At 70.6% G+C, this 26325-nt stretch carries 20 protein-coding genes and 1 pseudogene; 11 read left to right on the top strand and 10 right to left on the bottom strand.

The window, feature by feature from the left end:
- Window positions 1-11 precede the first annotated feature (11 nt).
- The 8 genes and pseudogenes from ACLJQE_RS33530 to ACLJQE_RS33495 all read right to left on the bottom strand — a co-directional run bounded on the left by ACLJQE_RS33530 (window position 12) and on the right by ACLJQE_RS33495 (window position 9733).
- On the bottom strand, window positions 12-713 hold the full coding sequence (locus ACLJQE_RS33530; protein ID WP_410643544.1) for a cation transporter: 702 nt from the start codon (window positions 711-713) through the stop codon (window positions 12-14).
- Window positions 710-1057 (bottom strand): ArsR/SmtB family transcription factor, encoded by a 348-nt coding sequence (locus tag ACLJQE_RS33525; protein WP_410643543.1) that lies wholly within the window; start codon window positions 1055-1057, stop codon window positions 710-712. The genes ACLJQE_RS33530 and ACLJQE_RS33525 overlap by 4 nt, the downstream gene beginning before the upstream one ends.
- A gap of 62 nt (window positions 1058-1119) precedes the next feature.
- A complete protein-coding gene (locus ACLJQE_RS33520; RefSeq protein WP_410643542.1) occupies window positions 1120-2004 on the bottom strand; it encodes an alpha/beta hydrolase family protein in 885 nt (294 codons plus the stop codon).
- 34 nt (window positions 2005-2038) lie between these two features.
- A complete protein-coding gene (locus tag ACLJQE_RS33515; protein ID WP_410643579.1) occupies window positions 2039-2230 on the bottom strand; it encodes an RICIN domain-containing protein in 192 nt (63 codons plus the stop codon).
- A gap of 1054 nt (window positions 2231-3284) precedes the next feature.
- Window positions 3285-4721, bottom strand: a pseudogene (locus ACLJQE_RS33510) (glycoside hydrolase family 2 TIM barrel-domain containing protein); the annotation flags it as partial.
- Between the two features lie 32 nt (window positions 4722-4753).
- Window positions 4754-6157 carry a glycosyl hydrolase gene (locus ACLJQE_RS33505; RefSeq protein WP_410643541.1) on the bottom strand — a complete coding sequence of 468 codons (1404 nt, stop codon included), beginning with the start codon at window positions 6155-6157 and terminating at the stop codon, window positions 4754-4756.
- A 203-nt stretch (window positions 6158-6360) separates the two neighbouring features.
- Window positions 6361-8448, bottom strand: a complete 2088-nt coding sequence (locus ACLJQE_RS33500) for an alpha-L-rhamnosidase C-terminal domain-containing protein (RefSeq protein WP_410643540.1) — start codon at window positions 8446-8448, stop codon at window positions 6361-6363.
- Window positions 8449-8713: 265 nt separating this feature from the next.
- A complete protein-coding gene (locus ACLJQE_RS33495; protein WP_410643539.1) occupies window positions 8714-9733 on the bottom strand; it encodes a LacI family DNA-binding transcriptional regulator in 1020 nt (339 codons plus the stop codon).
- A 125-nt stretch (window positions 9734-9858) separates the two neighbouring features.
- On the opposite strand from ACLJQE_RS33495, the gene ACLJQE_RS33490 reads away from it, so the two are divergent.
- The 7 genes from ACLJQE_RS33490 (at window position 9859) to ACLJQE_RS33460 (ending at window position 18370) form a co-directional block, all read left to right on the top strand.
- On the top strand, window positions 9859-11529 hold the full coding sequence (locus tag ACLJQE_RS33490; protein ID WP_410643538.1) for a right-handed parallel beta-helix repeat-containing protein: 1671 nt from the start codon (window positions 9859-9861) through the stop codon (window positions 11527-11529).
- 2 nt (window positions 11530-11531) lie between these two features.
- On the top strand, window positions 11532-12575 hold the full coding sequence (locus tag ACLJQE_RS33485; RefSeq protein ID WP_410643537.1) for a LacI family DNA-binding transcriptional regulator: 1044 nt from the start codon (window positions 11532-11534) through the stop codon (window positions 12573-12575).
- A gap of 77 nt (window positions 12576-12652) precedes the next feature.
- Window positions 12653-13576 carry a carbohydrate ABC transporter permease gene (locus ACLJQE_RS33480; RefSeq protein WP_410643536.1) on the top strand — a complete coding sequence of 308 codons (924 nt, stop codon included), beginning with the start codon at window positions 12653-12655 and terminating at the stop codon, window positions 13574-13576.
- The gene (locus ACLJQE_RS33475) at window positions 13566-14405 is read left to right on the top strand and encodes a carbohydrate ABC transporter permease (protein ID WP_410643535.1); all 840 of its coding nucleotides are present in this window, start codon (window positions 13566-13568) and stop codon (window positions 14403-14405) included. Before ACLJQE_RS33480 ends, ACLJQE_RS33475 begins: the two co-directional genes overlap by 11 nt.
- Before the next feature lie 21 nt (window positions 14406-14426).
- On the top strand, window positions 14427-15731 hold the full coding sequence (locus ACLJQE_RS33470; RefSeq protein ID WP_410643534.1) for an ABC transporter substrate-binding protein: 1305 nt from the start codon (window positions 14427-14429) through the stop codon (window positions 15729-15731).
- 228 nt (window positions 15732-15959) lie between these two features.
- Complete coding sequence (locus ACLJQE_RS33465) at window positions 15960-16970, top strand: GDSL-type esterase/lipase family protein (protein ID WP_410643533.1); 1011 nt, start codon at window positions 15960-15962, stop codon at window positions 16968-16970.
- 113 nt (window positions 16971-17083) lie between these two features.
- Window positions 17084-18370, top strand: a complete 1287-nt coding sequence (locus tag ACLJQE_RS33460; protein ID WP_410643532.1) for a ricin-type beta-trefoil lectin domain protein — start codon at window positions 17084-17086, stop codon at window positions 18368-18370.
- Between the two features lie 42 nt (window positions 18371-18412).
- Here the strand turns inward: ACLJQE_RS33460 and ACLJQE_RS33455 are convergent, their stop codons facing one another.
- A complete protein-coding gene (locus ACLJQE_RS33455) occupies window positions 18413-19465 on the bottom strand; it encodes a LacI family DNA-binding transcriptional regulator (RefSeq protein ID WP_410643531.1) in 1053 nt (350 codons plus the stop codon).
- 125 nt (window positions 19466-19590) lie between these two features.
- Between ACLJQE_RS33455 and ACLJQE_RS33450 the strand changes: the two genes are divergently transcribed.
- Window positions 19591-20883 carry a PHB depolymerase family esterase gene (locus tag ACLJQE_RS33450; protein WP_410643530.1) on the top strand — a complete coding sequence of 431 codons (1293 nt, stop codon included), beginning with the start codon at window positions 19591-19593 and terminating at the stop codon, window positions 20881-20883.
- 47 nt (window positions 20884-20930) lie between these two features.
- Window positions 20931-22160: an AGE family epimerase/isomerase gene (locus ACLJQE_RS33445; protein ID WP_410643529.1), complete on the top strand. Its 1230-nt coding sequence runs from the start codon at window positions 20931-20933 to the stop codon at window positions 22158-22160.
- A 6-nt stretch (window positions 22161-22166) separates the two neighbouring features.
- On the opposite strand, the gene ACLJQE_RS33440 is transcribed toward ACLJQE_RS33445, so the two are convergent.
- A complete protein-coding gene (locus ACLJQE_RS33440; RefSeq protein WP_410643528.1) occupies window positions 22167-23444 on the bottom strand; it encodes an ROK family protein in 1278 nt (425 codons plus the stop codon).
- A 204-nt stretch (window positions 23445-23648) separates the two neighbouring features.
- On the opposite strand from ACLJQE_RS33440, the gene ACLJQE_RS33435 reads away from it, so the two are divergent.
- Together ACLJQE_RS33435 and ACLJQE_RS33430 are read left to right on the top strand one after the other, a co-directional pair.
- Complete coding sequence (locus ACLJQE_RS33435; protein ID WP_410643527.1) at window positions 23649-25331, top strand: ABC transporter substrate-binding protein; 1683 nt, start codon at window positions 23649-23651, stop codon at window positions 25329-25331.
- A complete protein-coding gene (locus ACLJQE_RS33430) occupies window positions 25328-26317 on the top strand; it encodes an ABC transporter permease (RefSeq protein WP_410643526.1) in 990 nt (329 codons plus the stop codon). The genes ACLJQE_RS33435 and ACLJQE_RS33430 overlap by 4 nt, the downstream gene beginning before the upstream one ends.
- Window positions 26318-26325 lie beyond the last annotated feature (8 nt).

Raw genomic sequence — 26325 nt, 5'->3', positions numbered from 1 at the left:
GGGGCGTGCCGTCAGCAGCAGTGTTCGCCCCGCCAGGCCTCGCGGCCCTCCTTCACCGCGACCCCGGCGATCACCAGCGCGACGACCGGGTCGGCCCACGACCAGCCGAACAGCGAGTTGAGCAGCAGCCCGACCAGCAGAACGCCGGAAAGGTAGGTGCACAGCAACGTCTGCTTCGAGTCCGCGACCGCGCTCGCCGAGCCCAGTTCCCGGCCGGCCCGGCGTTGGGCGTGGGACAGGAACGGCATCACCAGCAGCGACACCGCGGCCAGCACGATCCCCACCGTGGAGTGTTCCGCCGGGTCGGCGCCGAACAACGATCGCGCCGACTCGACGGTGACGTAGGCGGCCAAGGCGAAGAACGACACCGCGATCACCTTCAACGCGGTGCGTTCCCGGGCCTCCGGATCCGTGCCGGAGAACTGCCACGCCACCGCCGCGGCGGAGGCGACCTCGATCACCGAGTCCAGGCCGAACCCGATCAAGGCCGTCGACGACGCGATCGATCCGGCCGAGATGGCGATGATCGCCTCGACGACGTTGTAGCTGATCGTGGCGGCGACCAGCAGCCGCACCCGCCGCGACAGCACCGCCCGCCGTCCGGGGTCCACCGGCGGCGCGGTACTGGCGCAGCACCCGTCGGCACAGCCGTCCGGCTCGGCCGCCGGGCCGGTCAACGGCAGCTCGACGCGCCCGCCGGTGTCGCGGCTCACGAGCTCACCACCGCAGCGGCCGGGACCTCGTCGTCCACGCACGGCTGCGCGGTGTCGACCGCCAGCACGACCTGGACCAGTTCTTCCAGTGCGCGGGCCAGGTGCGCGTCCGCGAGCTCGTACCGGACCTGGCGTCCCTCGTAGGTCGCGACGACCAGGCCGCACCCGCGCAGGCAGGCCAGGTGGTTCGAGACGTTCGAGCGGCCCAACCCCAGCTCGGTGGCGAGCTGCCCCGGGTAGCTCATCCCGTCCAGCAGGGACACGAGGATCCGGCAGCGCGTCGGGTCCGCCAGTGCGCGTCCCAGCCGCGCCAGCGCAGCTCCCCGCGTCTCACATGTCAGCATGTCTCGAACAGTACAGTCACCAGTGTTATGACAGCAAGCGCTGAACTGTTCAGTGTGCTCGGTTACAGCTCGGCCTCCCAGGTGGTGCCGCTGGAGGAGGCGTCGCCGCGGAGGCGGTCACGGGCGGCCGTGTCGGCGTACAGGCCCCAGCGCATCCAGTCCACGAAGGTGTTGCGGGCGCGGGCGTCCCGGAAGTAGCTGCTGTGATCCGCGCCGCGGAAGGTGAGGAACGCCTTGGGGCGCGGCAGTTCCCGGTAGGCCTGACGGGCGGAGGAGTAGGGGCACAGCTGGTCCCGGTCGCCGTGGATGAACAGGACCTTGGCCTTGACCGACGCGGCCGGGTTGCCCATGTCCACACAGGACATCGGGACCGCCGCGGTGATCCGCGGGTCGGGCGCGACGGTGAGCAGGCTGTGCGTGGTCATACCGCCCATCGAATAGCCGTACGCCCCTACGCCTGCCGTGGTGTTGACGTGGCCCCGCAACGGGTCGTTGGCCGTGTTGAGCGCCAAGGTCCGGGTGATGACCTCGGAGACGTCCCGGCCGAGGTTGCCGTTGTAGGTGTCGCCGATGTTCGCGTTGCGGAAGTGCGGCCCCGGCACGATGAAGCCCGCCGCGGCCAGCGGCTGGATGTGCGAAAGGGAGCCCTGCGGGCTGCCGCCGCTGCCGTGGGTGTATTCGCAGACGGGGAACACGCCGTCGGCGACGGGTGCGTTGGTGACCGGCCCGCCGCCGGGCGTGCCCTTGGCCGGGTAGTACACGTAGGTGGTGATCGGGCGGTTGCCGCGCGTCCAGTTGTACTGGCGGACGCCCACGGCGAACGTCGTGGCCGGCGCGCCCAGCGGGGTGACGGTGGCGAGTGCCGGTCCCGCGCCGAGCAGGCCGAGGCCGAGGCCCGCCGCTCCGGCCGCGCCGGCACGCAGGAAAGCACGTCGTTGCATGGTCATGGGAGACTCCGTGGGTGAGGTGGGTGGTTGACCGTCAGGCCGGGATCAGTTGCCACTGCTGGTTGGTGCCGCCGGTGGCCGTCCACTGCACGACCGCGGCGCCGTCGGCGGTCGAATTTCCGTGGACGTCGGCCACCAGCCCGCTTTCGTAGCCGGCGATGGTGTAGTATCCGTCGCCCGTCGGCCGCAGGTACCACTGCTGGTTGGTGGCGCCGGTGGGGTCCACTGCTGCAGCTGCACCCCGGTTGCCGTGGCGTGTCCGTTGACGTCGAGCACCTTGCCGGTCGCGGCGTGGCGCAGGGTGTAGGCCCCGCCCTGGACGGTGCCGAGGCCCAGGTCGTGGTTCCGGACTGCTGGACGGCTTTGGCGCCGTCGGCGGTGGAGCCGGCGGCGATGGCCAGCGGCTTGCCGCTGTGGCGGGCGACGATGCGGTAGCTGCCCGGTGCCGGGCCGGTGCTGCCGAGGGTGAAGTACTCCACCGAGTCGCGGAACGTGGTGCTCCCGGACTTGGTGGTGGACAAGACGAGGTACACCCGGGAGCCGCCGGCCGGGGCCTTGAACGACACGGTGTGCGTCGTCCGGGAGCCCAGGGGGACGGTGAGGGTGGTGCTGCCCGACGCGACCTCCGTCCCGGTGGGACTGTCGAGCCGGGCGCTCCAGCCGAGCCCTACCGCGGTGCCGGTGAAGTCGTCGTTGAACACCGTGATGTCGCGGCTGATCGTGCTGCCGGCGGAGTACCCGCCCACTGCTTGCGGGAGCGGGAAGGTGGCGTTCGCGTCCGACGCGCCGGAGGCCGACCAGTACGGCAGGTCGATCGCGGCGACCGGGTTGAACGCGGCCTGGACCCGCTGGACCACCGGGTTGCTCCACGGGTCGGGCAGGTTGTCCGCCCCGTAGACCGGGTTGCGGTCCTCCTCGGTGCGGAAGTCGGTGGTCCGCACCCCCGGGACGAAGCCGGCCCAGGCGGACAGCAGGGTGTACGGGCGCAGGTCGTCGGCGTCCTTGCCGCGCTTGGCGATGGTTGTCGTGCCGAACCACAGGAAGCCCTGTTTGGTGCTGCACGCCGGCCAGAGGTACTCGCCCTCGCCGTCGGGCTGGCCGGCCACCGGGCGCACGGCCTCGCCGTACTTGCTGTTGCCGTCGAGGTAGTGCGGGAAAATGGCGAAGTTCGGGTAGTTCATGTTCGGGTACCGGCTGGGCGCATCGCCGCCGGGCGAGGCGTCGATGCTGATCGGCCGGGTGCCGTCGTTGCCGTTCATCGCCGTGTAGAGGGCCTGCTCGAAACTCTCGGAGTCATCGGTGAAGTTCGGTTCGTTGATCTGGCTCCACCGGACGACCGCCGGGTGGTTGCGGTCGCGCAGGACGAGGTCGCGGGCGTGGTCCACGTTGTACTGGCGGCCGGCGGCCAAGTCCTGTGCCCAGCCGCGGATCGCGGTCTCGTCGATGATCATCAGGCCGAGCTCGTCGGCGACGTCCAGCATGTACGGGCTGGCCGGCTCCTGGTGGATCCGCACCACGTTGTAGTTGAGCCGCTGGTAGTTGCCGATCGCCTGTGGCCAGCCGCCGTTGGTGGCGGACGGCGGGAGGAAGCCGGGCAGCGTGTCGTAGGCGTCACCCTTGCCACCGTTGTTGATCCGGTCGTAGTCGGCGCCCTGCAGGCTGTCGCCGCGGTAGTTCACCCGCACGCCGTTGAGGTGGTAGTGCTCGCCGTTCTGGGTGCTTTCCCGGAAGCCGAACCGGTAGCGCGCGTCGCTGGTGCGGCCGTCGTCCGTCGCCGCGTGCACCGACAGGGTGTGCAGCTGGGCGCGGTACCCCGGCCGGTAGGGCACGTTGGGCCACCAGTACGAAGCGGAGCCGAGGTTCCACGCCACCGGGCCGATCGTCACCTTGGCGGTCGAGCGGGCGGCCACGGTGACCGTGCGGCTCGGCAGCGCCGGGTAGCCGAATGACGCGCCGGTGTCCGAAGCGAGCGAGCCGGTCAGGGTCACCGTCCGGCTGCCGGCCGAGGTGTTCGTGACGGACACGTCGTAAGTGAGAGTCCGATCGGCGACGGAAGTGCGGACGAACGTGTCGCTGACGTGCACGGCCGGGTACACCCGCAGGAACGCCGAGCGGAAAATGCCCTGGGGAACCGCCTCCGACCACTCGGCGGCCTGGGGGACGAGGTACTTGCCCGCCGGCGTCTTCAACGCGCCCCGGCCCTTGACGGCCACGCTGATCGTGTGGGTGGTGCCGGGGGCGGCGTGGGCACTGATGTCGAAGCCGGACGGCGTGAACGAGGTGGTCCGGGTGGCGACCACCCGCCCGTCCACCGACAGGGTCGCCTGGTGGTTGACGGCGCCGAACTCGATCCAGGTGGACTGCGGTTGCCCGGCGTCCGGCACGGTGACGGTGCGGGAGTACACCGCCTCGTTCACGTCGGTGAAGCCCTGCTTGTACCAGCCACCCCCGGGCACCGTGATCGAGGTCGTCGCCCGCCCGGCCGGCGTGAAGCTCCACCTCCCGGCCAGGTCGGCCGAGGCGATCGCCGCGTTGCCCGCGGTGACCCCGTCGAGGCCGGCGGTCACCGCGGGCCCCGCCGGGCCGGCACCCGGCGGAGCCGCCGAAGCCGGCGGGGCTCCGCTCGTCGCGCCGAGCACGACCGCGAGCAGGGACACGAGCGCCGAACGCGGCAACCGGGCCGGTGCACGGTTCTCCTTCGTCGAGAAAGACCTCATCTTTCCTCCAAGGCAGCTGCGCGGAGTCCCGGTCACCTGAGGTTGGGGACCTCGTCGCGGGTGACGACGTAGGGGCTGGTGAAGGTGGTCCTGAGGTAACCGGGGTCCTGACCGGTGATCCAGGTGCCGTTCCACGTGCAGAAGGTGACCCAGCGGGTGCCGGTGGACTGGAGCCGGGCCGGGTCGGGGATGGCGCCGTTCTCGTGCAGGGCGATCGGGATCGTGGCGCCGACGATGCTGCGGGTGGCGTTGAACAGCGACGTCAGCGGGCCGCGGTCGTTGACGTAGGTGTCGGCGCCACCGACGTCCACATAGGACTTCCCGGGGTAGAAGGCGGAATTCGGCTCGCCGTTGGACGGCCACAGCCACACCAGGTTGTGAATGCCCTTGACGTTGACGAAGTAGTTGAACTGGAACTTCCACAGCCGCTGGTACTGCGCGCCGCCCTCCTTGCTCCACCAGAACCAGGTGCCGCCCGCCTCGTGGTACGGCCGCCAGAGGACGGCGACGTTCTGGGATTGCAGGCGCCGCAGCTGGCCGGCCGCTTCGTCCAGCTCGGCGGTGTAGGAGGCGTATTCGCGGGTGCCGGGGGTGAGGGTGTTGGTGATCGACGCGGTCCCGCCGTAGTTGCAGCGGCTGGTGGCCGGCGCGCCGACGTGCCAGCCGATCATGGGGATACCGCCGGCGTTCCACCAGGCGGCCGCGCGGTCGACGGCGCCGGGGCGGTCGCACATGTCCAGCCCGCGGATCGCCGGGGTCTTTCCGGTGTGGCCGGCGATGAAGCCGAACTCGTTTTCGCTGCCGTTGGTTTCCTGCTGGCCCGAGATGATGTGGTTGCCGTACTGGCTGTAGAGGTAGCACAGCAGGCGCCGGGCCTGCGGCGTGGCGTTCGGGTCCACGGTTGCGACGTTGCAATCGGGCCCGTTGCCGCCACCCTGGAACGTCCACTTCTGGTTGCTCTGCCCGTTGCAGGTCCACAGCACCACGGCCGCTCCGTTCGCCGTGGCGGCTCCGGACACGTCCAGGCACAGCCCGGACGCCACGCCGGTGACCGAGCCGTCGCCGCCCAGCCGCCACTGCTGGTTCGGCCCGCCGGTGCAGTTGCCGATCACCGCCTTCGTGCCGGCCGCCGTCTGGTTGTCCTGTGGTTGCAGGCACATCGTCCCGTTGTAGACCCGCAGTTCCCCGGCCGGGGTGGTGATCCAGTTCTGGTTGGCGCCGCCGTGGCAGTCCCAGATCTCCAGCGCGGTTCCGGCGGCCTGGCTCGCTCCGGTCACGTCGAGGCACCGGCCGGAACCGGCGCCGACGAGCGGACCGCCGGTCGCCGCCGACGCGGCGGGGGCGCCGAGCAGGGCGGTGCCGGCCAGGGCGGCGGCCGACAGCGCGCCGAACCACCGGCTTCGCCGTTTCCGTGGGGCGGTGGGAACAGGAATCATCTTTTCCTCCAAGCACTGCGTTGTGCGGAGCGCTGCCTCGCGGGCCCGTGGGCGACCCCGTGCCACCAGTCGGGGCGGGTGGGATTTGCGACGTTACAATCGATCTTCAGCCAAGTGCCGGGCCTTGGACTGGTCGGTGTGACGACGGTACCGCCGGAAAACACCGCCCGGCAATACCCCGCGGTTGTTCGTTCGTCCCGGTCTCACGCACCCGCACCACCGCGGGCGGCCACGCGGTAGCTGCCCGAGGCGTTGACGGAGAGGTGCACGTAGGACCCGTCGCTGTGCGCGCTGGTGACTCCGGCACCGGCGGTGAACGTTCCGCGGTCCCAGACGGTCGTGCCGTTCACGGTGATCGCCGTGCCCGGGCCGGCGGCCGGGACGGCGATGGTGCCGCTGGTCCCGTCCGGAGCGGTGACCTCCATGTCGAACCCGCCGCCACCCGCGCGGCCCCACTTGACCGCCAGCGGCCCGCGCGGGGTGGGCACCTGGCCCACGGTCCAGCTCAGCGAGCCGGGTTGCGGCTGGACGATCCAGGTGGCGTAGCCGGCGCCGACCGGCCGGGCGCCGAGCACGTAGCCGGTCAGCGCCGAGGTGGGTGCGGACGACCAGCCGTGTGCCAGGCTCGTGCTGCCCTTCGGGATGGTGCCGTCGGGGTTGAGGTTCTCCCAGAGGGCGCCGGTGAAGTTCGGGCCGGGCCGGACCATCTGGCCCCAGACATCGGTCAGCAGCTGCGTGGCGCCGGCGGTGTCGCCGGTGGCCAGCCGGGCGCGCAGCTCGAAGCCGGAGACGAACGGGCTGACCAGCTTGGCGTAGCCGGTGTCGGCGGAGAAGGGCTGCGGGCCGTGGGGGCCCCACAGCGTGGACTTCAGCTTGGCCAGGATGCCGGGGACGGCACCGGGTGGCGCGACCCCGAACGTGACCGCGGCGGCGTTGGCGTCCTGGGCGACGGTGCCGCGTTTCTGGTCGCTGAGGTCGTAGACACCGGTGCGGGCGTTGAAGAGGTGGGTGTTGATCGCGGTGCGCAGGGCCCCCGCCCGGTTCGTGTACTGCGTCGCGAGATCGGGCCGGCCCGTCTCCCGCGCCAGGTAGGCGGCCTCGGTCAGGTTCAGGTGGTACAGCATGTTGTACATGCTCACCGCGCCGGTCTTGTTGCCGTCGTACCAGTCCCAGTCCAGGCCGTCGCTGGTGTCGGTGACCAGCAGGCCGAGCGAGTTGAGCCGCGAGGCGTTCCAGCCGAGCTGCCGCTGCACGATCGGGAACTGCTGCCGGGCGAAATCGAGGTCGCCGGTCGCGCGGTAGTAGTCGGCCAGGTCGGGAGCGAAGTAGAGGGAGTAGCTCGTCGAGTAGCACGCGGTCGTGCCGGGGATCGGCGGGCCGGTGTGCACCGGGGTCTGCGGTGCCAGGCACCCGGTGACGAAGCCGCTGCTGAGCTGGTGGCTGCCGAGCAGCCGGATGGATTGCTTGAGGTACTCGTTGCCGTTGCCGCCCAGGCTCACGTAGTTGGTCGGGCCCTCCAGGTAGATGTCCCCGATCCAGACGTTGCGATCCCGTTTGGCCCCGTCCAGGATCAGGGGTGACTGGTTGCCCGCCAGTCCCGCGGGCAGCATGCTGAGCTCGTTGGTGTAGGTCCCGGCGTACCAGATCTTGTTCAGCTCGTCGGAACTGGACATGAAGTACCCCTGGTACTTGTCCGCCGTCGCGCGGTAGGCGCTGAACCGGATGCCGACCGCGCTGAGCGTGAGCGAGCCGGGGGAGGTCAGCGTGATCTCCTGGAACCGCTCGCCGCCCTGGATCAAGCCGTGGTTGATCGTCCCGGCCCCCCGGACGGTGTAGCTGTTGGCCCTGGACTTGTCGCCCGCGTTGAACGCGCCGCCGCCGTCCCCCTTGGCGCTCATGAACTGCCTGCCCTCGCTGTAGGCGGCGCGCAGCACCGGGTTGCCGCTCGCCGCCGTCACCGCGAAGTACGGGAAGCCACCGACGTCCTTGCCGTAGTCCAAGAGGATTCTCGGTGCGGGCCCGCCGGGCACCATGGTCAGCTTGGCACTGCCGCTGCCACCCGAGGTCAACGCGGCCGCGTTGGTGACGTTGCCCGACGTGCTCACCACGGCGACCGGGGTCACGTTCGGCGTGGCCGGTGCCTGGACGTACCGCTGCCAGGCGGGGTTCGCCGGCCAGGGCGCGGGATCCGCGGCGGCGGCCCGGTCCACGCTCACCGTCGACGCGGTCAGCGTCACCACCGCAAGGGCGGCGATCCTCGGGGTCCGATGGCGACTCGATCGTCTGCTCATCCTCGGTCCTCTCCTGGTGAGCGTCTCGGACGGCGTGCGAGCCGGACCATAAGAAAGCGCTTACTTGGTCCGTGGAAAGGGAAACGCCGGTTCACGCCGGGAGTGTACGCACGCGACTGAGTGCGGTTCTGGTGACGATGGAACCGCAAGTCGGGGACAGCCGCAAGACTCGGTGCGCGAATATCTGTGAACGTGCCCAGCCGCGGAAATGTTCAGCGAAGTCAGCCGCGAATTGTCGAACGGTTCGAATGTGGCGCCGGGGAGTTCATGCCCGGCCCGGTGAGCTGTCCCGCAGGCAGACCGTCGTCGGCAGCCACACGACCTCGTTCCCGTCTCCGCCGGCCAGGACGAGTTCGATCGCGCGCCGGCCCATGGCCCGCATGGGGACCCGGACGGTGCTCAGGGCGGGGTCCACGTCGGTGGCGGCGTCGATGTCGTCGAAGCCGGCCACGGCGAGGTCGCGGCCGGGGACCAGGCCCGCGTCGCGCAGTGCCCGCATGGCGCCGATCGCCATGACGTCGTTGACCGCGAACACCAGCTCGACGCCGTCCAGGCCGCGGCCGAGCAGATCGGTCATGGCCGTGTGGCCGCCGTCCTCGGTGAAGCCGGTTTCGATCACGACCGCGTTCCCGTCCCGGGCGAGGCCGGCGAGGAACCCGTCCGACCGGTCCCTGGAGGTGCGCAGGTCGTCCGGGCCGCGCAGCACGGCGAAGCGCCGGTACCCGTGCGCGACCAGCGCGGCCGCGAGGTCCGCGGCGGCCTGGTGGTTGTCGATCGTGACGGTTCCGTACGGCAGGCCCGGCTGGCTCACCACGGCCACGCGCCCGCCCGCGGCCTCGTAGGCGCGCAGTTCTCCGGCCAGTGCGTCCTGGTCGTCGCCGATCCGGCTCCCGGCGAGGACGATGGCGTGCGGCCGGTGGCCACGCAGGGTCGAGACGATCTCCAGTTCCCGGTCGGGTGACCGGTCGGTGACCGCCATGGTCACGGTCAGGCCGGCGGCTTCGGCGCCCTCGATGGCCCCCGCGGCGATGGAGGAGAAGTAGGGGTCGGCGACGTCGTGCACGATCAGCGCCACCGTCTTCGTCGAGCCCCGGGCGGTGGCCTGCGCGGACAGGTTCGGCGCATAGCCGAGTTTCTCGGCCGCCTGCAGCACGAGAGCGAGCCTTTCCGCGCTGACGTTGCGGGTGCTGCCGTTGAGCGCCCGCGACGCGGTGGCCGGGGACACGCCCGCCTCCGCGGCGACGTCCCGCAGGGTGGGGGAGGAGCCGATGCGTTCCTCGGTCATGACGTGCCCGAACTCTTTCGCTCGCTTCGCGGGTTCTTGTGGATCCGCACGATAGATGGTGGAATACGTTTTCCGATGCAATGAACTCGACAGTGTGGCTCCACGATGGTGTGAGAGGTCCCCACATGCTCAGTATCTCCAGGCATGCCGCTCCCGGATTGCTCGCGGCGGCCCTGCTCGTCGCCCCGGCCCAGGTCGCGCTCGCTTCGCCCGCGGGTCCCGCCGCGGCGGGAGTGAGCTATTACGTCGACGCCACGCAGGGCAACGATGCCTCCTCGGGCTTGGACAGCGCGCACGCGTGGCGCAGCCTCGCGCGGGTCAACCAGGTGACCTTCCGGCCCGGTGACCAGATCCTGCTCCGGGCGGGTGGCCGGTGGAACGGGCAGCTGTGGCCGAAAGGCTCCGGCGCGTCGGGCGCGCCCATCACGGTCGACCGGTACGGCGACGGCGCGAACCCCCGGATCGACGGCGGCGGCGCGGTCGGCGACACCGTGCGCCTCTCCGACCAGGAGTTCTGGACGATCCGGCGCCTCGAGGTGACCAACCAGGCGCCGGCCACGAGCACACCCGGCGCGAACCTCAAGGACCTGCGGGGCATCCACGTCACCGGCACCGGTGGCCGGCAGCTCCACGGCTTCGTCATCGACGGCGTGCACGTCCACGACGTCACCGGCGAGGTGAACTGGATCGGTGGCGACACCGCGGACAACGCGCCCGGCATCCACTTCAAGATGGGCTGGGACCGGTCGAAGAAGACCGGCGGCATCGTCTTCGACTCCACGGTGGCGAACGTCGGCGCACCCCCGGCGACCCCGACGGTGCTCGACGGCGTCACCATCCAGAACTCGGTCATCGCCAACACCTCGTTCGCCGGCATCTCGGTCAAGCAGTACTCCGGGGACGCCCCCGGCGCCGTCGCCACCGGCTGGGGAAGCCGCGCGAGCGCGGGCGACACGAGGTTCACCCCGCACACCAACGTGGTGATCCGCGGCAACCACATCAGCCAGCCGGGCACCGCCTACGGGTGCAACGGCGTGTACCTCACCGGCGTCCGGCACGCGCTGGTCGAGCGGAACGTCGTCCACCGGGCCGGCACGTCGGGCATCGAGGCCTACTTCGCCGACGACGTGACCATCCAGTCCAACGAGGTCGCCGAGACCAAGCCGAAGGCCAACGGCGCGGACTCCAACGGCATCGACGCCGACAAGGGCACCACGAAGGTGGTCGTCCAGTACAACTGGTCCCACGGCAACGGCGACGGCATCCTGCTGTGCCAGTTCGTCTTCGGTGACGTCGTGCTGCGCTACAACGTGATCGCCGGCAACACCCGGTACCCCGTCTACCTGCACTCCGACAAGGCGGCGAAGGCCAAGGTGTACGGCAACACGATCTACAACGACCGCGGCAAGCACCTGGTCTACGGCTACGGGTCTTCCCTGGCCTCGTCGTACGACATCACGGGCAACATCCTGTACTCGAAGGTGGCCGGGGCATCGCTCACCACCAGCCCGACGATCCGGTACGACAGCAACCTCTACGGTGGCGCCTCCCTGCCGGTGCCCTCCGGTGACGCGCACGCCGTCCGCGCGGATCCGCAGTTCACCGGCTCGCCGGACTGGACGGCAGGCACACCGGAGTCCGGGCCGCGGCTCGCGGCGGCGTACGGTCTCCGGGTCCGTTCCGGATCACCCGCGGTCAACCGGGGCGTCGCGATCAGCGGCAACGGTGGCCGTGACTACGCGGGGACCCCGCTGTACACCGGGAAGCCGGACATCGGTGCGTTCGAAGTGGGGTAGTGATGCCGCATCCGGCACGGGACACCGTGACGCTGCACGACGTCGCGGCGGCCGCCGGGGTGTCGCTCGCGACGGCGTCCCGGGTGCTGGGGGCCAGTTCCCGGACCGTCGCGCCGGAGTTCCGGGAGCGCGTCCTGGCCGCGGCCGAGCGGCTGCGGTACACGGCGGACGCGTCCGCGCGGGCGATGCGGCGGGTGAGCGACTCGCTGGCACTGGTCGCCGACGACGTCACCACGCCGTCGATGGCGATCGTGGTGTCGGCGATGGAGCGGGCGGCCAGCACCGCCGGTGCCTTCGTGACCGTCTCGGCGACTCGCGGCGACCCCGAACGCCAGCTCGAGACCATCCGCCGCGTTCGTGCGCTGCGCCCGCGGGCGCTGGTGCTCACTTCCGGCCGGGTCGACGCCGGCGCGCTGTCCGGGCGGTTGCTCGCGGAGCTGCGCGCCTACGAGCACGACGGGGGGCGGGTGGTGATCGTCGGGGACACGGACCTGCCGTTCCACTCGGTCGGGTTCGCCAACCACGGGGCCGCCCGACGGCTCGGCGGGTACGTGGCCGAGTCGGGGCACCGCCGCGTCGCGATCATCGCGGGCGCCAGGGGGGAGGCCGCCCCGGCGGCCCGGACCGCCGGGTTCGTCGAAGGCCTTCGGGCGGGCGGCGTCGACGGGTCCGCGGTGCGGATCGTGCACTGCCCGGTGAGCCGGGAGGGCGGGTTCGAGGTGGCGCACCGGCTCGCCGCCGAAGGGCTGCGGGGGACCGACGCCGTGCTGGCGGTCAACGACCTGCTCGCCGTCGGCGCGCTCCGCGCTCTGCGCGAGGCCGGGGTCGCCGTGCCGGACGACGTGTCGCTGACCGGGTTCGACGACGTCGGGCTCGCGGTCAACGTCACGCCGAGGCTCACCACCGTGGCGCTGCCGCTCGCGTACGCCGGAGCCGAGGCGATCCGGCTCGCCCTCGGCGAACCCGGTGCGGTCACCCACGTGACCGTCGAAGGCAGGCTGGTCGTCCGGGACAGCACGCGCGAGCGTGCCGCGGCGGCTCGCTGACCCACTCTTGACGCGGTGTGTGCCGCGGACCACACTCCGGGAATGCGTTTTCCGAGTTTCAGGGGAGAGTCGGCGGCGTGAGCACCCTCGACGAACTCAGAGGACTGCGCCGGCGCGGCGCGCAGTCCTCCAAGCGCGACAACAAGGCCGCGTTCTGGTTCCTGCTGCCGTGGTTCGCCGGGCTGCTGTTCGTCACCGCCGGGCCGATCGCGGCGTCGCTCGGTCTCGGCTTCACCAAGTACAACCTCATCCAGCCGCCGAAGTTCATCGGGACGGCCAACTTCGCCCGGATCTTCACCGACGAGCGGCTGCACAACGCGCTGGGCGTGACCTTCACCTACGTCCTGGTGTCCGTGCCGCTGCAGCTGGCGTGCGCGCTCGGCGTCGCCATGCTCCTGGACCGGGGCATGCGCGGGCTGGCCTTCTACCGGTCGGCGTTCTACCTGCCGTCGCTGCTCGGCTCGAGCGTGGCGATCGCGGTGCTGTGGCGGCAGATCTTCGGGACCGAGGGGCTGGTGAACCGCCTGCTCGCCCTGGTGGGCATCAGCGGGCACGGCTGGATCTCCGACCCGGATTCCGCGCTGTCCACCCTCATCGTGCTCAACGTGTGGACGTTCGGCGCGCCGATGATCATCTTCCTGGCCGGGCTGCGGCAGATCCCCGCGGTCTACTACGAAGCCGCGGCCATCGACGGCGCCGGCAAGTGGACCCGGTTCCGGCGGATCACCCTGCCACTGCTGTCGCCGATCATCTTCTTCAACCTGGTGCTGCAGGTGATCCACGCGTTCCAGTCGTTCACCCAGGCGTTCGTGGTGTCCGGCGGCACCGGCGGCCCCGCGGACTCCACCATGCTCTACACGCTTTACCTGTACCAGCAGGGCTTCGCGCGCTTCGACATGGGTTACGCTTCCGCGCTCGCGTGGTCCCTGCTGCTGATCATCGCCGGGTTCACCGGGATCAACTTCTGGGCGTCGAGGTTCTGGGTGTTCTATGACGACTGAAACCGCCACCTTGCGGACCGTGGGCAAGCACGCCGGCCTGGTGCTGCTCGCCGTGGTCATGCTGTACCCGGTGCTGTGGATGGTCGTGAGCTCGCTGCGGCCGAACGACGAGATCTTCCGCAGCCCCGGCCTGGTGCTGGACCACCTGCGGGTCCAGAACTACGCCGACGGCTGGACCGCGCTGGCGTCGCCGTTCGGGCACTACCTGGTCAACTCGGCGATCGTGGTGCTCGGCTGCATCATCGGCAACCTGGTGTCGTGCTCCATGGCGGCCTACGCCTTCGCCCGGCTGGAATTCACCGGCAAGCGCTGGTGGTTCGCCATCATGCTCGGCACCATCATGCTGCCGATCCACGTGATCATCGTGCCGCAGTACATCCTGTTCTCGCAGCTGGGCTGGGTGAACACGGTCCTGCCGCTGATCGTCCCCAAGATGCTGGCCACGGACGCGTTCTTCGTCTTCCTGATGGTGCAGTTCATCCGCGGGCTGCCGCGGGAGCTGGACGAGGCGGCGCGCATCGACGGCTGTGGCCACCCCCGGATCTTCCTGCGGATCATCCTGCCGCTGATGAAGCCGGCGCTGGCCACCACGACGATCTTCACGTTCATCTGGACCTGGAACGACTTCTTCAGCCAGCTGATCTACCTGACCGATCCCGAGATGTACACCGTTCCCGTCGCCCTGCGCTCGTTCGTCGACGCCACTTCGACGACCTCCTGGGGCTCGCTGTTCGCGATGAGTGTCCTCTCCCTGCTCCCGATCTTCCTGGCGTTCCTCTTCGGACAGCGCTACCTCGTCCGGGGCATCGCCACGACCGGGGGCAAGTAGCCCCGGAAAGGAAACAAGACCATGCGCTCGAGACGTATCCGCCGCTTCGCGTGGGCGGTTCTGCTGACGCTGACCGCGTCCCTGCCGGTCGCCTGTTCGTCCGGCTCCGGCGGGGGCGGCGAGCTGTCCGCCGGGCCGGTGACGCTGCGCTTCACCTGGTGGGGTGCCGACGACCGGCACAAGCGGACCCAGCAGGTGATCGAGCTGTTCCAGAAGAAGCACCCGAACATCACCGTGCGCGGGGAGTTCAAGGACTGGAACAGCTACTGGGACAGCCTGGCCACCACCGTCGCGGCCAACGACGCGCCGGACGTCATCCAGATGGACGAGCTCTACCTCGCCTCCTACGCCCAGCGCGGCGCCCTGCTGGACCTGAACACCGAGAAGACGCACCTGAACACCGGCGACTTCGACGCCAAGGCGCTGGCCACCGGCGCGATCGACGGACAGCAGTACGGACTGCCGGTGGGCCTCGGCTCCTACGCGATGGTGGCCAACACCGACCTGCTGGCCAAGTACCAGATCCCGCTCCCCGACGACGCCACCTGGTCGTGGGACGACCTCAAGAAGGTCGGGGAGCAGGTGTCGAAGGCCGGTGGCGGCTCGGTGTGGGGCGTGCAGTCACCGGGCTTCAGCGACGCCGGCGGCCTGCAGATCTGGGCCGGTCAGGCCGGTGGGTCGCTGTTCGACGACAAGGGCAAGGTCGCCATCCCGCCCGAGGTCCTGACCCGCTACTTCACCTACCTGCGGGACCTGGCCCGCGGCGGCGCCGCGCCACCGCCCTCGGTCACCATCGAAAAGGCCGGCGGCACGCTCGCCCAGTCGGCCGTGGCCACCAACGCCACCGCGTTCGGTTTCTGCTGGAACACCCAGCTGACCACGCTGAGCGCGGCGAGCGGCCAGAACCTGAAGCTGCTCAAGCTGCCCGGGGACGCCCAGGCACACGCCGCGTACTACAAGCCGTCGATGTTCTGGTCGGTCTCGGCCCGCTCCAAGCACCCCGCGGAAGCCGCGCTGCTGCTGGACTTCCTGGCCAACGACCCGGACGCGGCGAAGATCATGCTGACCGACCGCGGCGTCCCGGCCAACACGAAGATCCGCACGGCCATCGACAGCAGCCTCAAGCCCACCGACAAGGCGGCGGCCGACTACCTGAACGAGATCAAGGTGAGTGACCCACCCCGGGTCACGCCCAACGGCGCGAGCACCGTCGAGACGATCCTCAAGCGGCACGCCGAGGACGTGTTGTTCGACCGGGCCGCCCCCGAGGCGGCCGCCAAGGCGTTCACCGCCGAGCTGCAGGCCGACGTCGACGCCGCCAGGTAGGGGACACCGGGGAAGCCGAACCGTGGAATCCGGCACCGGCTTATCGTTCAGTTGCAGGAGAAAATTTGTCACCGCATCCGTCGCCATTCGCAAAATTCGACGGAGAGCAGTCTTGCCACCGTCTCGGGGAGTGCGGTTCCATTCTTACCGGAACGGCCGGTAACGAGGGGAAAGCGCTTTCACGCCTGAATCACACTTCCTTCGGCCAGAAACGGACGATTGATGACGATGAGCAGGAAGCCGCGGGCAGCGACGCTGGCGGTCGCGGTCGTGGCCGCGGTCACCACGGTGGTGCACCCGGCCGCCGCCGCCACGGGTGACGGGTCGCCCTCCGATGCCAACATCCGGTACTCCGGGCGGTGGGACACCCGGTCGCCGGGCGCGTACGTGCCCGGGTGGACCGGTGCCCACGCGGTGGTCGGGTTCACCGGCACCACGGTGAAACTGCGGCAGCGCGGCAGCGTCGACCTGTACGCGGGCATCGACGGCGGCGGCTGGGTGTCCTACAAGGGGGTCAGCGGGACGGTGAACCTGACGCCGTCGCGGCTGCCTCCTGGCACGCACACGCTGCGGGTCGCCTACCGCCAGGACGCCGGTTCCTACCACGGTGACGAGGTGTTCCAGGGCGTGCTCCTGGATCCCGGGGCGCACACCGTGGTGCCGAAGGTGCCGTCCCGGATCGTCGAGTTCGTCGGTGACTCGATCACCGCGGGCTACCGGTCGTCGAAGGAGGCGCTGACCGCCTACCCCCAGGTGACCGCGGACCGGCTGGGTGCCGCGGCGACCCAGATCGCCCGTCCCAGCGTCTGCCTGTACCCGTCGTCCGACGGCTGCATCGGCATGCGGGACCGGTTCCTCAAGACCGGCCTCGACACCGGCACCCCGGACTGGGACTTCTCGCGGTACCAGGTGAGTGACGTGGTGCTCAACCTCGGCACCAACGACAAGGCGCACAACGTGTCCGGCGCCCAGTTCCAGAGCGCCTACGTCACGCTGCTGCAACGGATCCGCGCGAAGTACCCGAACGCCACCATCCACGCGATGGAGATCTTCAAGCGGTGGTACGTCCCCGAGACGAAGGCCGCGGTGGCGGCCCGGAACAACGCGGGCGACGGCAAGGTCCGGTACGTCTCCACCGAAGGCTGGATCGACCCGGCCACCGACACCGCGGACGGCACGCATCCGAACGACGCGGGGCACCGGAAGATCGCGGCCCGGCTCGCCGCGGTCCTCGGGTGACTTCCCCGTGAACGTGCCGACCCCAGGGGGGCACTTTCACGGGAAAGTGCCCCCTCGGCGTTTCTGGGTGAGCTGCCTGCTCGTGGTGCACGTCAAGGAAAGGATGCGTTCGCATGTTCGGTAAACTGAGATGGGCGGTGGCTCTGGCCGCCGTCGCGGTCGCGCTCGGGGCCGTCACGCCGGCCGGCGCCCGACCGGCTTTCGCCGCCGACAACCCGTACCAGCGGGGGCCGGAACCGACCACCGCGAGCGTCGCGGCCACCCGGGGGACCTTCGCGACCGCGGAGCAGACCGTGGGCGGCGGGAACGGCTTCGCCGCGGGAAAGATCTACTACCCCACGGACACCGGCCAGGGGACCTTCGGCGCGATCGCGATCGTTCCCGGCTACACCGCCACCTGGGCGGCCGAAGGCGCGTGGATGGGGCACTGGCTGGCCTCGTTCGGGTTCGTCGTCATCGGGATCGACACCCTCAGCCGCAACGACTTCGACACCGCCCGCGGCACCCAGCTGCTGGCGGCCCTGGACTACCTGACCCAGCGCAGTTCGGTGCGGGACCGGGTCGACACCAAGCGGCTGGCGGTGATGGGCCACTCGATGGGCGGGGGCGGCGCGATGTCCGCGGCGCTGCGCCGGCCTTCGCTGTGGGCGGCGGTCGGGCTGGCGCCGTTCAGCCCGTCGCAGAACCTGACCAACGACAAGGTCCCCACCCTGCTGCTGGCCGGGCAGTACGACGGGACGGTCACCCCGTCGAGCGTCCAGAACCTCTACAACGGCATTCCGGCCGGGGTGGAGAAGGGTTACCTCGAACTGGCCGGTGCCGGGCACGCCTTCCCGACGTCGTCGAACTCGGTGATGATGCGGCGGGTCATCCCCTGGCTGAAGATCTTCGTCGACCACGACACCCGCTACGGCAAGTTCCTGTGCCCGGCGCTGGCGGATTCGACCGGCGTTTCGGGCTATCGCAGCACCTGCCCGCTCGACGTCCCGGGCGGCGACCCCGGACCGGGCGACCAGGCGGTCAGCCTGGTGGGCACCGGCTCCGGCAAGTGCGTCGACGTGCCGAACGTGTCCCAGGCGAACGGCACCGCACTGGTCGTCTGGACCTGCAACGGCGGCACCAACCAGCGCTGGACCCCGACGCCGGCCGGTGAGCTGCGGGTCTACGACGGCGCGAAGTGCATGGACGCGGGGAGCGGGCAGCCGGGGGCGGCGGTGACGATCAACTCGTGCGGCGGCGGAAACAGTCAGAAGTGGACGGTGAACGCCAACGGCACGATCACCAACGCCCAGGCCGGTGCCTGTCTCGACGTGTCCGGCGGCGGCACCGCCGACAACACGCCGGTCATCGTGTGGAACTGCACCGGCGGCGCCAACCAGGTCTGGACCCGCCGGGCGTAAGGGGACCGGGAAAGGCGGCCGTCGACGTGGTGAACGAGTCTTTCACCACGTCGACGCGGGCGGCGCAGTGGAGGCGCGGACGACCAGCTCCGGGGTGAACCGGATCTCCTGGTGCTGGTGGCCGGGCCGGTCCTCGGCCAGGAGCAGTTCCGCGGCGGCGCGGCCGAGCTGGTACTTGGGCTGGCGGACGGTGGTCAGTGCGGGGGAGAGCTGCTCCGCGAACTGGACGTCGTCGTAGCCGATCACCGACATCCGCCCGGGCACCGGGATGCCGCGCCGGCGCAAGCCGCGCAGCTGTCCCAAGGCGACGACGTCGTTGAAGCAGATGACCGCGGTCGGGCGTGGCGATGCCGCCAGCACCTGGTCGACGACCGAGTCGGCCACCTCGACCGTGCACGGCTCGGGTACCGGGATCTCGACCAGCGTCGAGGAAACGTCCAAGCCGGCCTCCGTGATCGACCGGCGTATTCCCTCCGCGCGGTCTCGCAGCGACCGGACGCCTTCCTGGCCGCTCAGGAAGGCGATCCGCCGGTGCCCGAGCTGGAGGAGGTGGTCGGCGGCCACGCCGCCGCCGTGCACGTCGTCGACGGCGACCGCGCAGAGCCCGGCACCCTCCCGGGGGTGGTCGACCAGGACCACCGGGGTGCCGCGCTCGCTGAGCCGCACCAGCCGGTCCAGCCGCGAGCCCGCCGGGTTGACCAGGATGCCGCGCACGCCCAGTTCCTCCATCATGCGCAGGTAGTTGTTCTCCTGGGCGGCACGCGAGTCGGTGCTGCCGACGATGAGCAGGCAACCCGCCTCGGCGAGCCGGTCCTCGATGCCCCGGGAAACCTCGGCGAAGAACGGGTTGGCGGTGTCCAGCAACAGACAGCCGGCCATCGTGCTCGGTGCGCCGCGGAGCTGGCGGGCCGCGCCGTTGCGGACGTAGCCCACTTCGGACATGGCGTCCTCCACCCGGCGCCGGGTGCTCCTGGCCACGACCTCCGGGTTGTTCAGCACGTTGCTCACGGTGGAGGAGGACACGCCCGCGGCGGCGGCGACCTGCCGGATACTCGCCCGGCGGGCGCGCTGCGCGCTTGGCTCTTCCTGCCGCATCCGCACACCTTACTGGGTGATCAAGCCGCGAGAAGGCACGTCGGGACCGGGCCGCGCCGGTCTTGACTTTGTTTCTTCAGGAACCTAACAATGTCGAAGCTCATCGAGGAGACAAGGCGGTTCGGATGGCACACAGCAGATCGAGGACGGCGGCGGTCTTCGTCACGGCCCTGCTCACCTGCCTGGCGGCGCTGCTGATGCCCGCCACGGCGCAGGCCGCGTCGTTGCAGGAGGTCCGGGACTTCGGCGCCAACCCCAGCGGGATCAAGATGTTCGTGTACGTGCCGGACACGGTGGCGGCCCAGCCCGCCGTGGTGGTCGGCGTGCACTGGTGCCACGGCACCGCGCAGGACTTCTACGCCGGCACGCAGTACGCCTCGCTGGCCGACCGGTACGGGTTCATCGTGATCTACCCCTCGGCGGTCAGCTCCGACGGGTGCTGGGACGTGCACTCCCCGGCGGTGCTCACCCACAACGGCGGTGGCGACGCACAGGGCATCGTGTCGATGGTCAAGTACGTCCAGCAGCGCTACCACGGCGACCCGGCCCGCACGTTCGTCACCGGGCACTCCTCGGGCGGCATGATGACCAACGTCCTGCTGGGGTCCTACCCGGACGTGTTCCGGGCCGGCGCGTCGTTCGCGGGCGTGCCGTTCGGGTGCTTCGCCGGCCCGGCGTCCTGGCACACCGGCTGCGCCGAGGGCCGCGTCGACAAGACCGCGCAGCAGTGGGGCGATGCGGTGCGCAGCGCCTACCCCGGCTACAGCGGCCCCCGGCCGCGGGTGCAGTTGTGGCATGGCACCGAGGACGACGTGCTGCGCTTCGCCAACTTCGGTGAGGCGATCGAACAGTGGACCAACGTGCACGGCGTGAGCACGACGCCGACCTCGACCGAGTACAACACCCCGCGCAGCACCTGGACCCGCACCCGCCACGGCTCCCAGGTCGAGGCGATCCGGGAACAGGGCCAGCCGCACAACCTGCAGATCCTCGCCGACGAAGTGATCCGCTTCTTCGGCATCGGGCAGCCGTCCGGCACCTCGCTCGTCGGCGCGCAATCCGGCCGGTGCCTCGACGTCGCGTCGGCGAGCCACACCAACGGCGCCGCGGTGCAGCTGTGGGACTGCAACGGCGGCGCCAACCAGCAGTGGACGGCCACCGCGAGCGGTGAACTGCGGGTCTACGGCGACAAGTGCCTCGACGCCACCGGGCAGGGCACGAGCGCGGGCACCGCCATCCAGATCTGGGACTGCACCGGCCAGGCCAACCAGAAGTGGACCACGCTGTCCGACGGGTCCGTCAAGGGCACGCAGTCGGGCCGGTGCCTGGACGCGGCGAACCAGGGCACCGCGAACGGCACCCGGATCGCGCTCTGGACCTGCAACGGGCAGGCCAACCAGCGGTGGATCCGGCGTTGAGCGAAGCAATGCCGCCCACGCGCAGATCGCGCACACGAGGAGGTCTGGTGCCCGAGAGCCGTCTGCCCGCCGCCGAGGTGGTGCCGGCCTGGTTGCTCGCCGAGCCGGATCGGCTGCTGGAGTTCGCCCGTGCCGCCCGGCACCCGGGAGGCGGCTTCGCCTGGCTGGACGACCGAGGCCGGCCGGTTCACGACCGACCGGTGGAAACCTGGATCACGTGCCGGATGACGCACGTCTTCGCGCTGGCCGTGCTCGAGGGGCGAACCGGGCACGCCGAGCTCGCGGAGCACGGGATCGCCGCGCTGACCGGCCTGTTGCACGACGGCGAGCACGGCGGCTGGTTCGCGTCGGCCACGGTGGCCGGCCCGGCCGTCGACGAGAAACGCGCCTACGAGCACGCCTTCGTCGTCCTCGCCGCGGCGAGCGCGGCCGCCGCCGGGATCGACGGCGCCCGTGCCTTGCTCGACGAGGCGCTGGCCGTGTTCGACGAACGCTTCTGGGAGCCGGAGGCGGGCCTGGCGGCCGACGTCTGGGACCGGGAGTGGACCCGGCTCGAGCCCTACCGCGGCGCCAACGCCAACATGCACGCCGTCGAAGCCCTGCTCGCGGCCGGCGAAACCACCGGCGACGCGCGGCTGCTCGATCGAGCCGCTCGCGTCGTCGAACGATTCGCCGGCCAGGTCGCCCGCAAGCACGGCTGGCGGCTGCCCGAGCACTTCACGGCGGACTGGACCGAGGTACTGGAGTACCACCGAGACCAGCCGGCCCATCCGTTCCGGCCGTACGGGGTCACCATCGGGCACCTCTTCGAATGGGCCCGGCTGGCGGTCCACGTGCGGACCGCGCTGGGGCCCGGCGCGCCCGGCTGGCTGCTCGAGAGCGCTGGTGCCCTGTTCGACGCCGCGGTCCGGGACGGCTGGTCGGTCGACGGTGCGGAAGGCTTCGTCTACACCACGGACTTCGCGGGGACGCCGGTGGTGCGCAGCCGCCTGCACTGGGTCGTGGCCGAGGCGATGGCCGCGGCGTGGGTGCTGCACCAGGCGACCGGGGACGCGCGGTACCGCTCGTGGTTCCGGCGGTGGTGCGACCACGCGGAGAAGTACTTCGTGGACCGGGAAGGCGGGTCGTGGCACCACGAACTCGACCACGGCAACGCCCCGGCGGCCACCGTGTGGGCGGGCAAACCCGACGTCTACCACGCCTACCAGGCCGCGTTGATCACCGTGCTGCCCGGCTGCGCGTCGTTCGCCGGTGGCCTGCTGCTCGCCCGCGGTTGAACGGGGTCAGGAGGCGGGCAGCAGCGGGGGTTCGGACGGCTGGAGGTTCTCCGGCAGCCGCAGGCCGCTGTGCAGCGGCACGAGCTCGGACTGCAGCACCATCGCGGCGGCGCCGATGGCCGGCGCCGTGGCCGCCGCCCGGGACAGCCGCATTCCGACCCGGTGGTTGGCCCGGGCGAAGAACGTGCCGTCCAGTTCCCGTTCGACCGCCGGCAGGTAGCTCGGCCCGGCGATGGCGAAGCTGGGGCCGGTCAGGACCACGGCTTCGAGGTCGGTGATGTTCGCCAGGTTCCGCACGGCGACGGCGACGTAGCGGGCCGAGCGCTCCAGCAGGGCGACCGCGCCCTCGTCGCCGCGTCGGGCGGCCCGGCTGACCGCGGTGAAGTCCGGGATCACCGAATGACCCGGCGAGTGGTCCCGCCGGGACAGCCCGGCCGCGCGGGCGAGCCGCCGGTCGGCGCGGGCCGCGGCCACGACCGCGGCCGGTCCGGCGAGGACCTCGAGACAGCCGCGCGCGCCGCACCAGCATTCGGGCCCGTCCAGGTCGAGGCAGATGTGGCCCACTTCGCCGGTGTTGCCGCTCGCGCCCCGGTAGCCGATCCCGTTGACGATCAGCCCGGCACCGATGCCGCTGCCCATGTACAGCGCGGCGAAGGTGGCCGGCAGGTCGACGCCGCCGGACCAGTGCTCGCCGAGCGCCGCGGCGGTCGCGTCGTTGTCGAGCACGACCGGCAGGCCGGTGGCGCGGCGCATCTCCCCGCCCAGCGGGAAGCCCGCCCACCGCCGCATGGCGGGCGGGGTGATCGCCATGCCTTCGCCGGCGCTGAGCGGCCCGGGGAAGACCAGGCCGAACCCCAGCAGCCGCTCGCGGTCGACGGCGGCGCTGGCGACGAGCGCGGTGGCTTCTTCGGTCATCCGCTTCACCACCGCTTCCGGCGCGGCGTTCCCCGCGCCGGGCCGGGAGATGCGCGCGACCACCGCTCCCGCGAGGTCGGTGACCACGTACGTGATGTCGGCGTGGTCGAGGTGGATGCCCACGGCGTACCGGGCCGACGGATTCAGCTGCAGCAGGACCCGGCGCTTGCCGCCGGTGGATTCGGCCCGGCCGGATTCCCGGACCAGGTCGTCGTCGATGAGGCCGCGGACGACGGTGGAGATCGTGGCCCCGGTCAGGCCGGTGGCGTTGACCAGGCTGACCCGGCTGATCGTGCCGGCGGCCCGGATGACGTCGAGAACCGCGGCCCGGCTGCTGGTGTGCGGGGTCGTCCTGGTGGGGCCACTCATCCGATCTCCGAACTCCTGCCGACTTACTTAGCTCGATACGCGAAGGGTAGCAAGGCGCGGGCCGCCGGCTGGGCGTAGACGAGCCCTCCCCGCCGCCGAATGCCGCCCAGACCTTGACTTCATTTCTTCGTTGACTTAACAATGCCTCCAGTCTCATGCCTGCCGTGATGGCGGAAGGTCAACGCAGCCCAGCCAGGAGGACTGATGTCGGTTCACTCATCGCGTCGCAGGGTGTGCGGTGCCGCGCTCGCCGCGGTCGCGGCCACCACGCTCGTCACCGGATGCGGGTCGTCGGACAGCGGCTCCGCGGCGGACAGCACGCTGGTCTCCTACACCGGTCAGTCGGGCGACTACCAGATCAACTTCAACCCCTTCTCCTCCAGCACGATGGAGGGCTCGGGGACGATCTTCGAGCCGCTGTTCTTCCACAACATCACCCAGGACGCGAAACCGGTCCCGCTGCTGGGCACCGACTTCGCCTGGAACGCCGACGGCACCGAGCTCTCGGTCACCCTGCGGCCGGACGTGAAGTTCTCCGACGGCACCCCGTTCACGGCGCAGGACGTCGTGTTCACGCTGGACATGGTCGCGAAGAACAAGACCATCAACACCACCGGCTACGACGGCAAGGCCGTCGCCACCGACGACACCCACGTCAAGATCACCTTTTCGAAGCCCGCGTTCATGCAGGGCCCGCAGGTCCTCGGCAAGACCTTCATCGTTCCCCGGCACCTGTGGTCGAAGATCCCCGACCCGGCCAACGACGTGATTGCGCAGCCGGTCGGCACCGGCCCGTTCGCCCTCGAGGAGTTCAAGCCGCAGGCGTTCACGTTGAAGGCCAACCCCGGCTACTGGGGTGGCGAGCCCGCGGTGAAGCGGATCCGCTACCTCGCGCTGGCCGGCAACCAGTCCGGCGTGGACGCGCTGGCGAGCAAGCAGATCGACTTCCAGACCGGGCCGGTCCCCGACATCAAGGACGTCGCCAAGAACTACCCGGGCTACCAGGCGATCACGGTCCCGATGAACCAGATGAACCTCACCGCCTGCTCGAACGCCGCCCTCGGCTGCACCGGCCCGCAGACCGACCCGGCCGTCCGCAAGGCGATCTACTACGCGATCAACCGCACCCAGCTCAACGCGCTGGCCTTCGAGGACACCGCCTCCGACATCTCGCCCGGGTTCACCCTGCTCGGCCGCGACGCCAAGTACGTCTCGCCGAAGCTGCAGGAGCGGGTCGCCCCGAAGTCACCCGACCTGGCCCGCGCGGCCGGGCTCCTGCAGGGCGCGGGCTACGTGAAGGGCCCGGACGGCCTCTTCGCCAAGGACGGCAAGCCGCTGGAGCTGACGGTCCAGGTGCCCTCGGGCTGGACCGACTACATCACCGCGATCAACACCATGGCCCAGCAGCTGCAGCCGGCCGGGATCAAGCTGCTGGCCCAGCAGGTGTCCTACAACGAATGGGCCGACGCCCGCGTCCGCGGCCGCTTCCAGCTGCTGATCGACGCGATGAACCAGGGCCCGTCGGCGGACCCGTTCTACGACTACAACTACTACTTCGCGACCGAGACGACCGCCAAGGTCGGCGAGTCGGCCTACCCTAACTACAGCCGCTACTCCAACGCGGAAGTCGACGCGGCGCTCAACGCCGTGAAGGGCATCGACTCGACCGACGCGGCGAAGCGGCAGCCCTACTTCGACGTCGTCCAGACCCGGGCCGAGCAGGACATGCCCTACATCCCGATCCTGACCGGCGGCACGACCAGCGTGTACCACTCGGCCAAGTTCACCGGCTGGCCGGCCAAGGACAACCTGTACGCCTTCCCGGCGGTGTGGAGCCGGCCGGACCAGGCCCAGATCTACAAGACGCTCAAGCCCGCGAACCGATGACCTACTACCTCCGGAAACTGGCGTTCTACCTGGTCGCCCTGTGGGCGGCGCTGACGCTCAACTTCCTGATCCCGCGCCTGCTCCCCGGCAACCCGGTGGACGTCCTGCTCGCGAAGCTGGCCCAGCGCGGTGCGACGCCCGATCCATCGGTCCGCCGCGCCTACGAGCTGCTGCTCGGCACCCGCGGCGACGAGTCGCTGTGGGCCCAGTACGGCTCCTACCTGGGCCGGCTGGCGCACGGCGACCTCGGCGTGTCGGTCAGCGTCTTCCCCGCGAAGGTGTCCGACGTGATCGCCCAGGCGCTGCCCTGGACGGTCGTCCTGGTCGGCATCGCGACGCTGCTGTCGTTCGTGCTCGGGGTCGGGCTCGGCATGTTCGTCGGCTGGAAGCGCGGCACGTGGCTCGACGCCCTCGTGCCGGGGACCACCGTCCTGGCCGCGGTCCCGTACTTCTGGCTGGCGTTGCTGCTGGCGGCGCTGCTCGCCGGCGCCCTCGGCTGGTTCCCGCTGCTCGGCGGGTACGACGTGGCCCTCGACCCCGGGTGGGACGCCGATTTCCTCGCGTCGGCCGTCTACCACGGCACGTTGCCCGCCCTCACCATCGTCGTCTCTTCGGTCGGCGGGTGGCTGCTGGGCATGCGCAACATGATGGTGTCCACCGGCTCGGAGGACTACGTGCTCACCGCGCAGGCCAAGGGCCTGCGTGACGGGCGCGTGATGCTGCGCTACGCCGCCCGGAACGCGGTCCTGCCGTCGGTCGCCGGCTTCGCGATTTCGCTCGGCTTCGTGGTGTCCGGGTCGATCGTCACCGAGCAGGTGTTCTCCTACCCCGGCATCGGCTCGAAGCTGCTGCAGGCGGTGCAGAACAACGACTACGCGCTGATGCAGGGCATCTTCCTCATCATCACCGTGGCCGTGCTCGGCGCCAACCTCGTGATCGACCTGCTGTACGGGCTGATCGACGCGCGCACCCGCGCCCGGGCCTGAGAAGGAGC

The organism is Amycolatopsis sp. lyj-346 (assembly GCF_046548975.1).
In the GTDB taxonomy this organism is placed as follows: domain Bacteria; phylum Actinomycetota; class Actinomycetes; order Mycobacteriales; family Pseudonocardiaceae; genus Amycolatopsis.
This window is presented reverse-complemented; position numbering and strand designations above follow the sequence as displayed.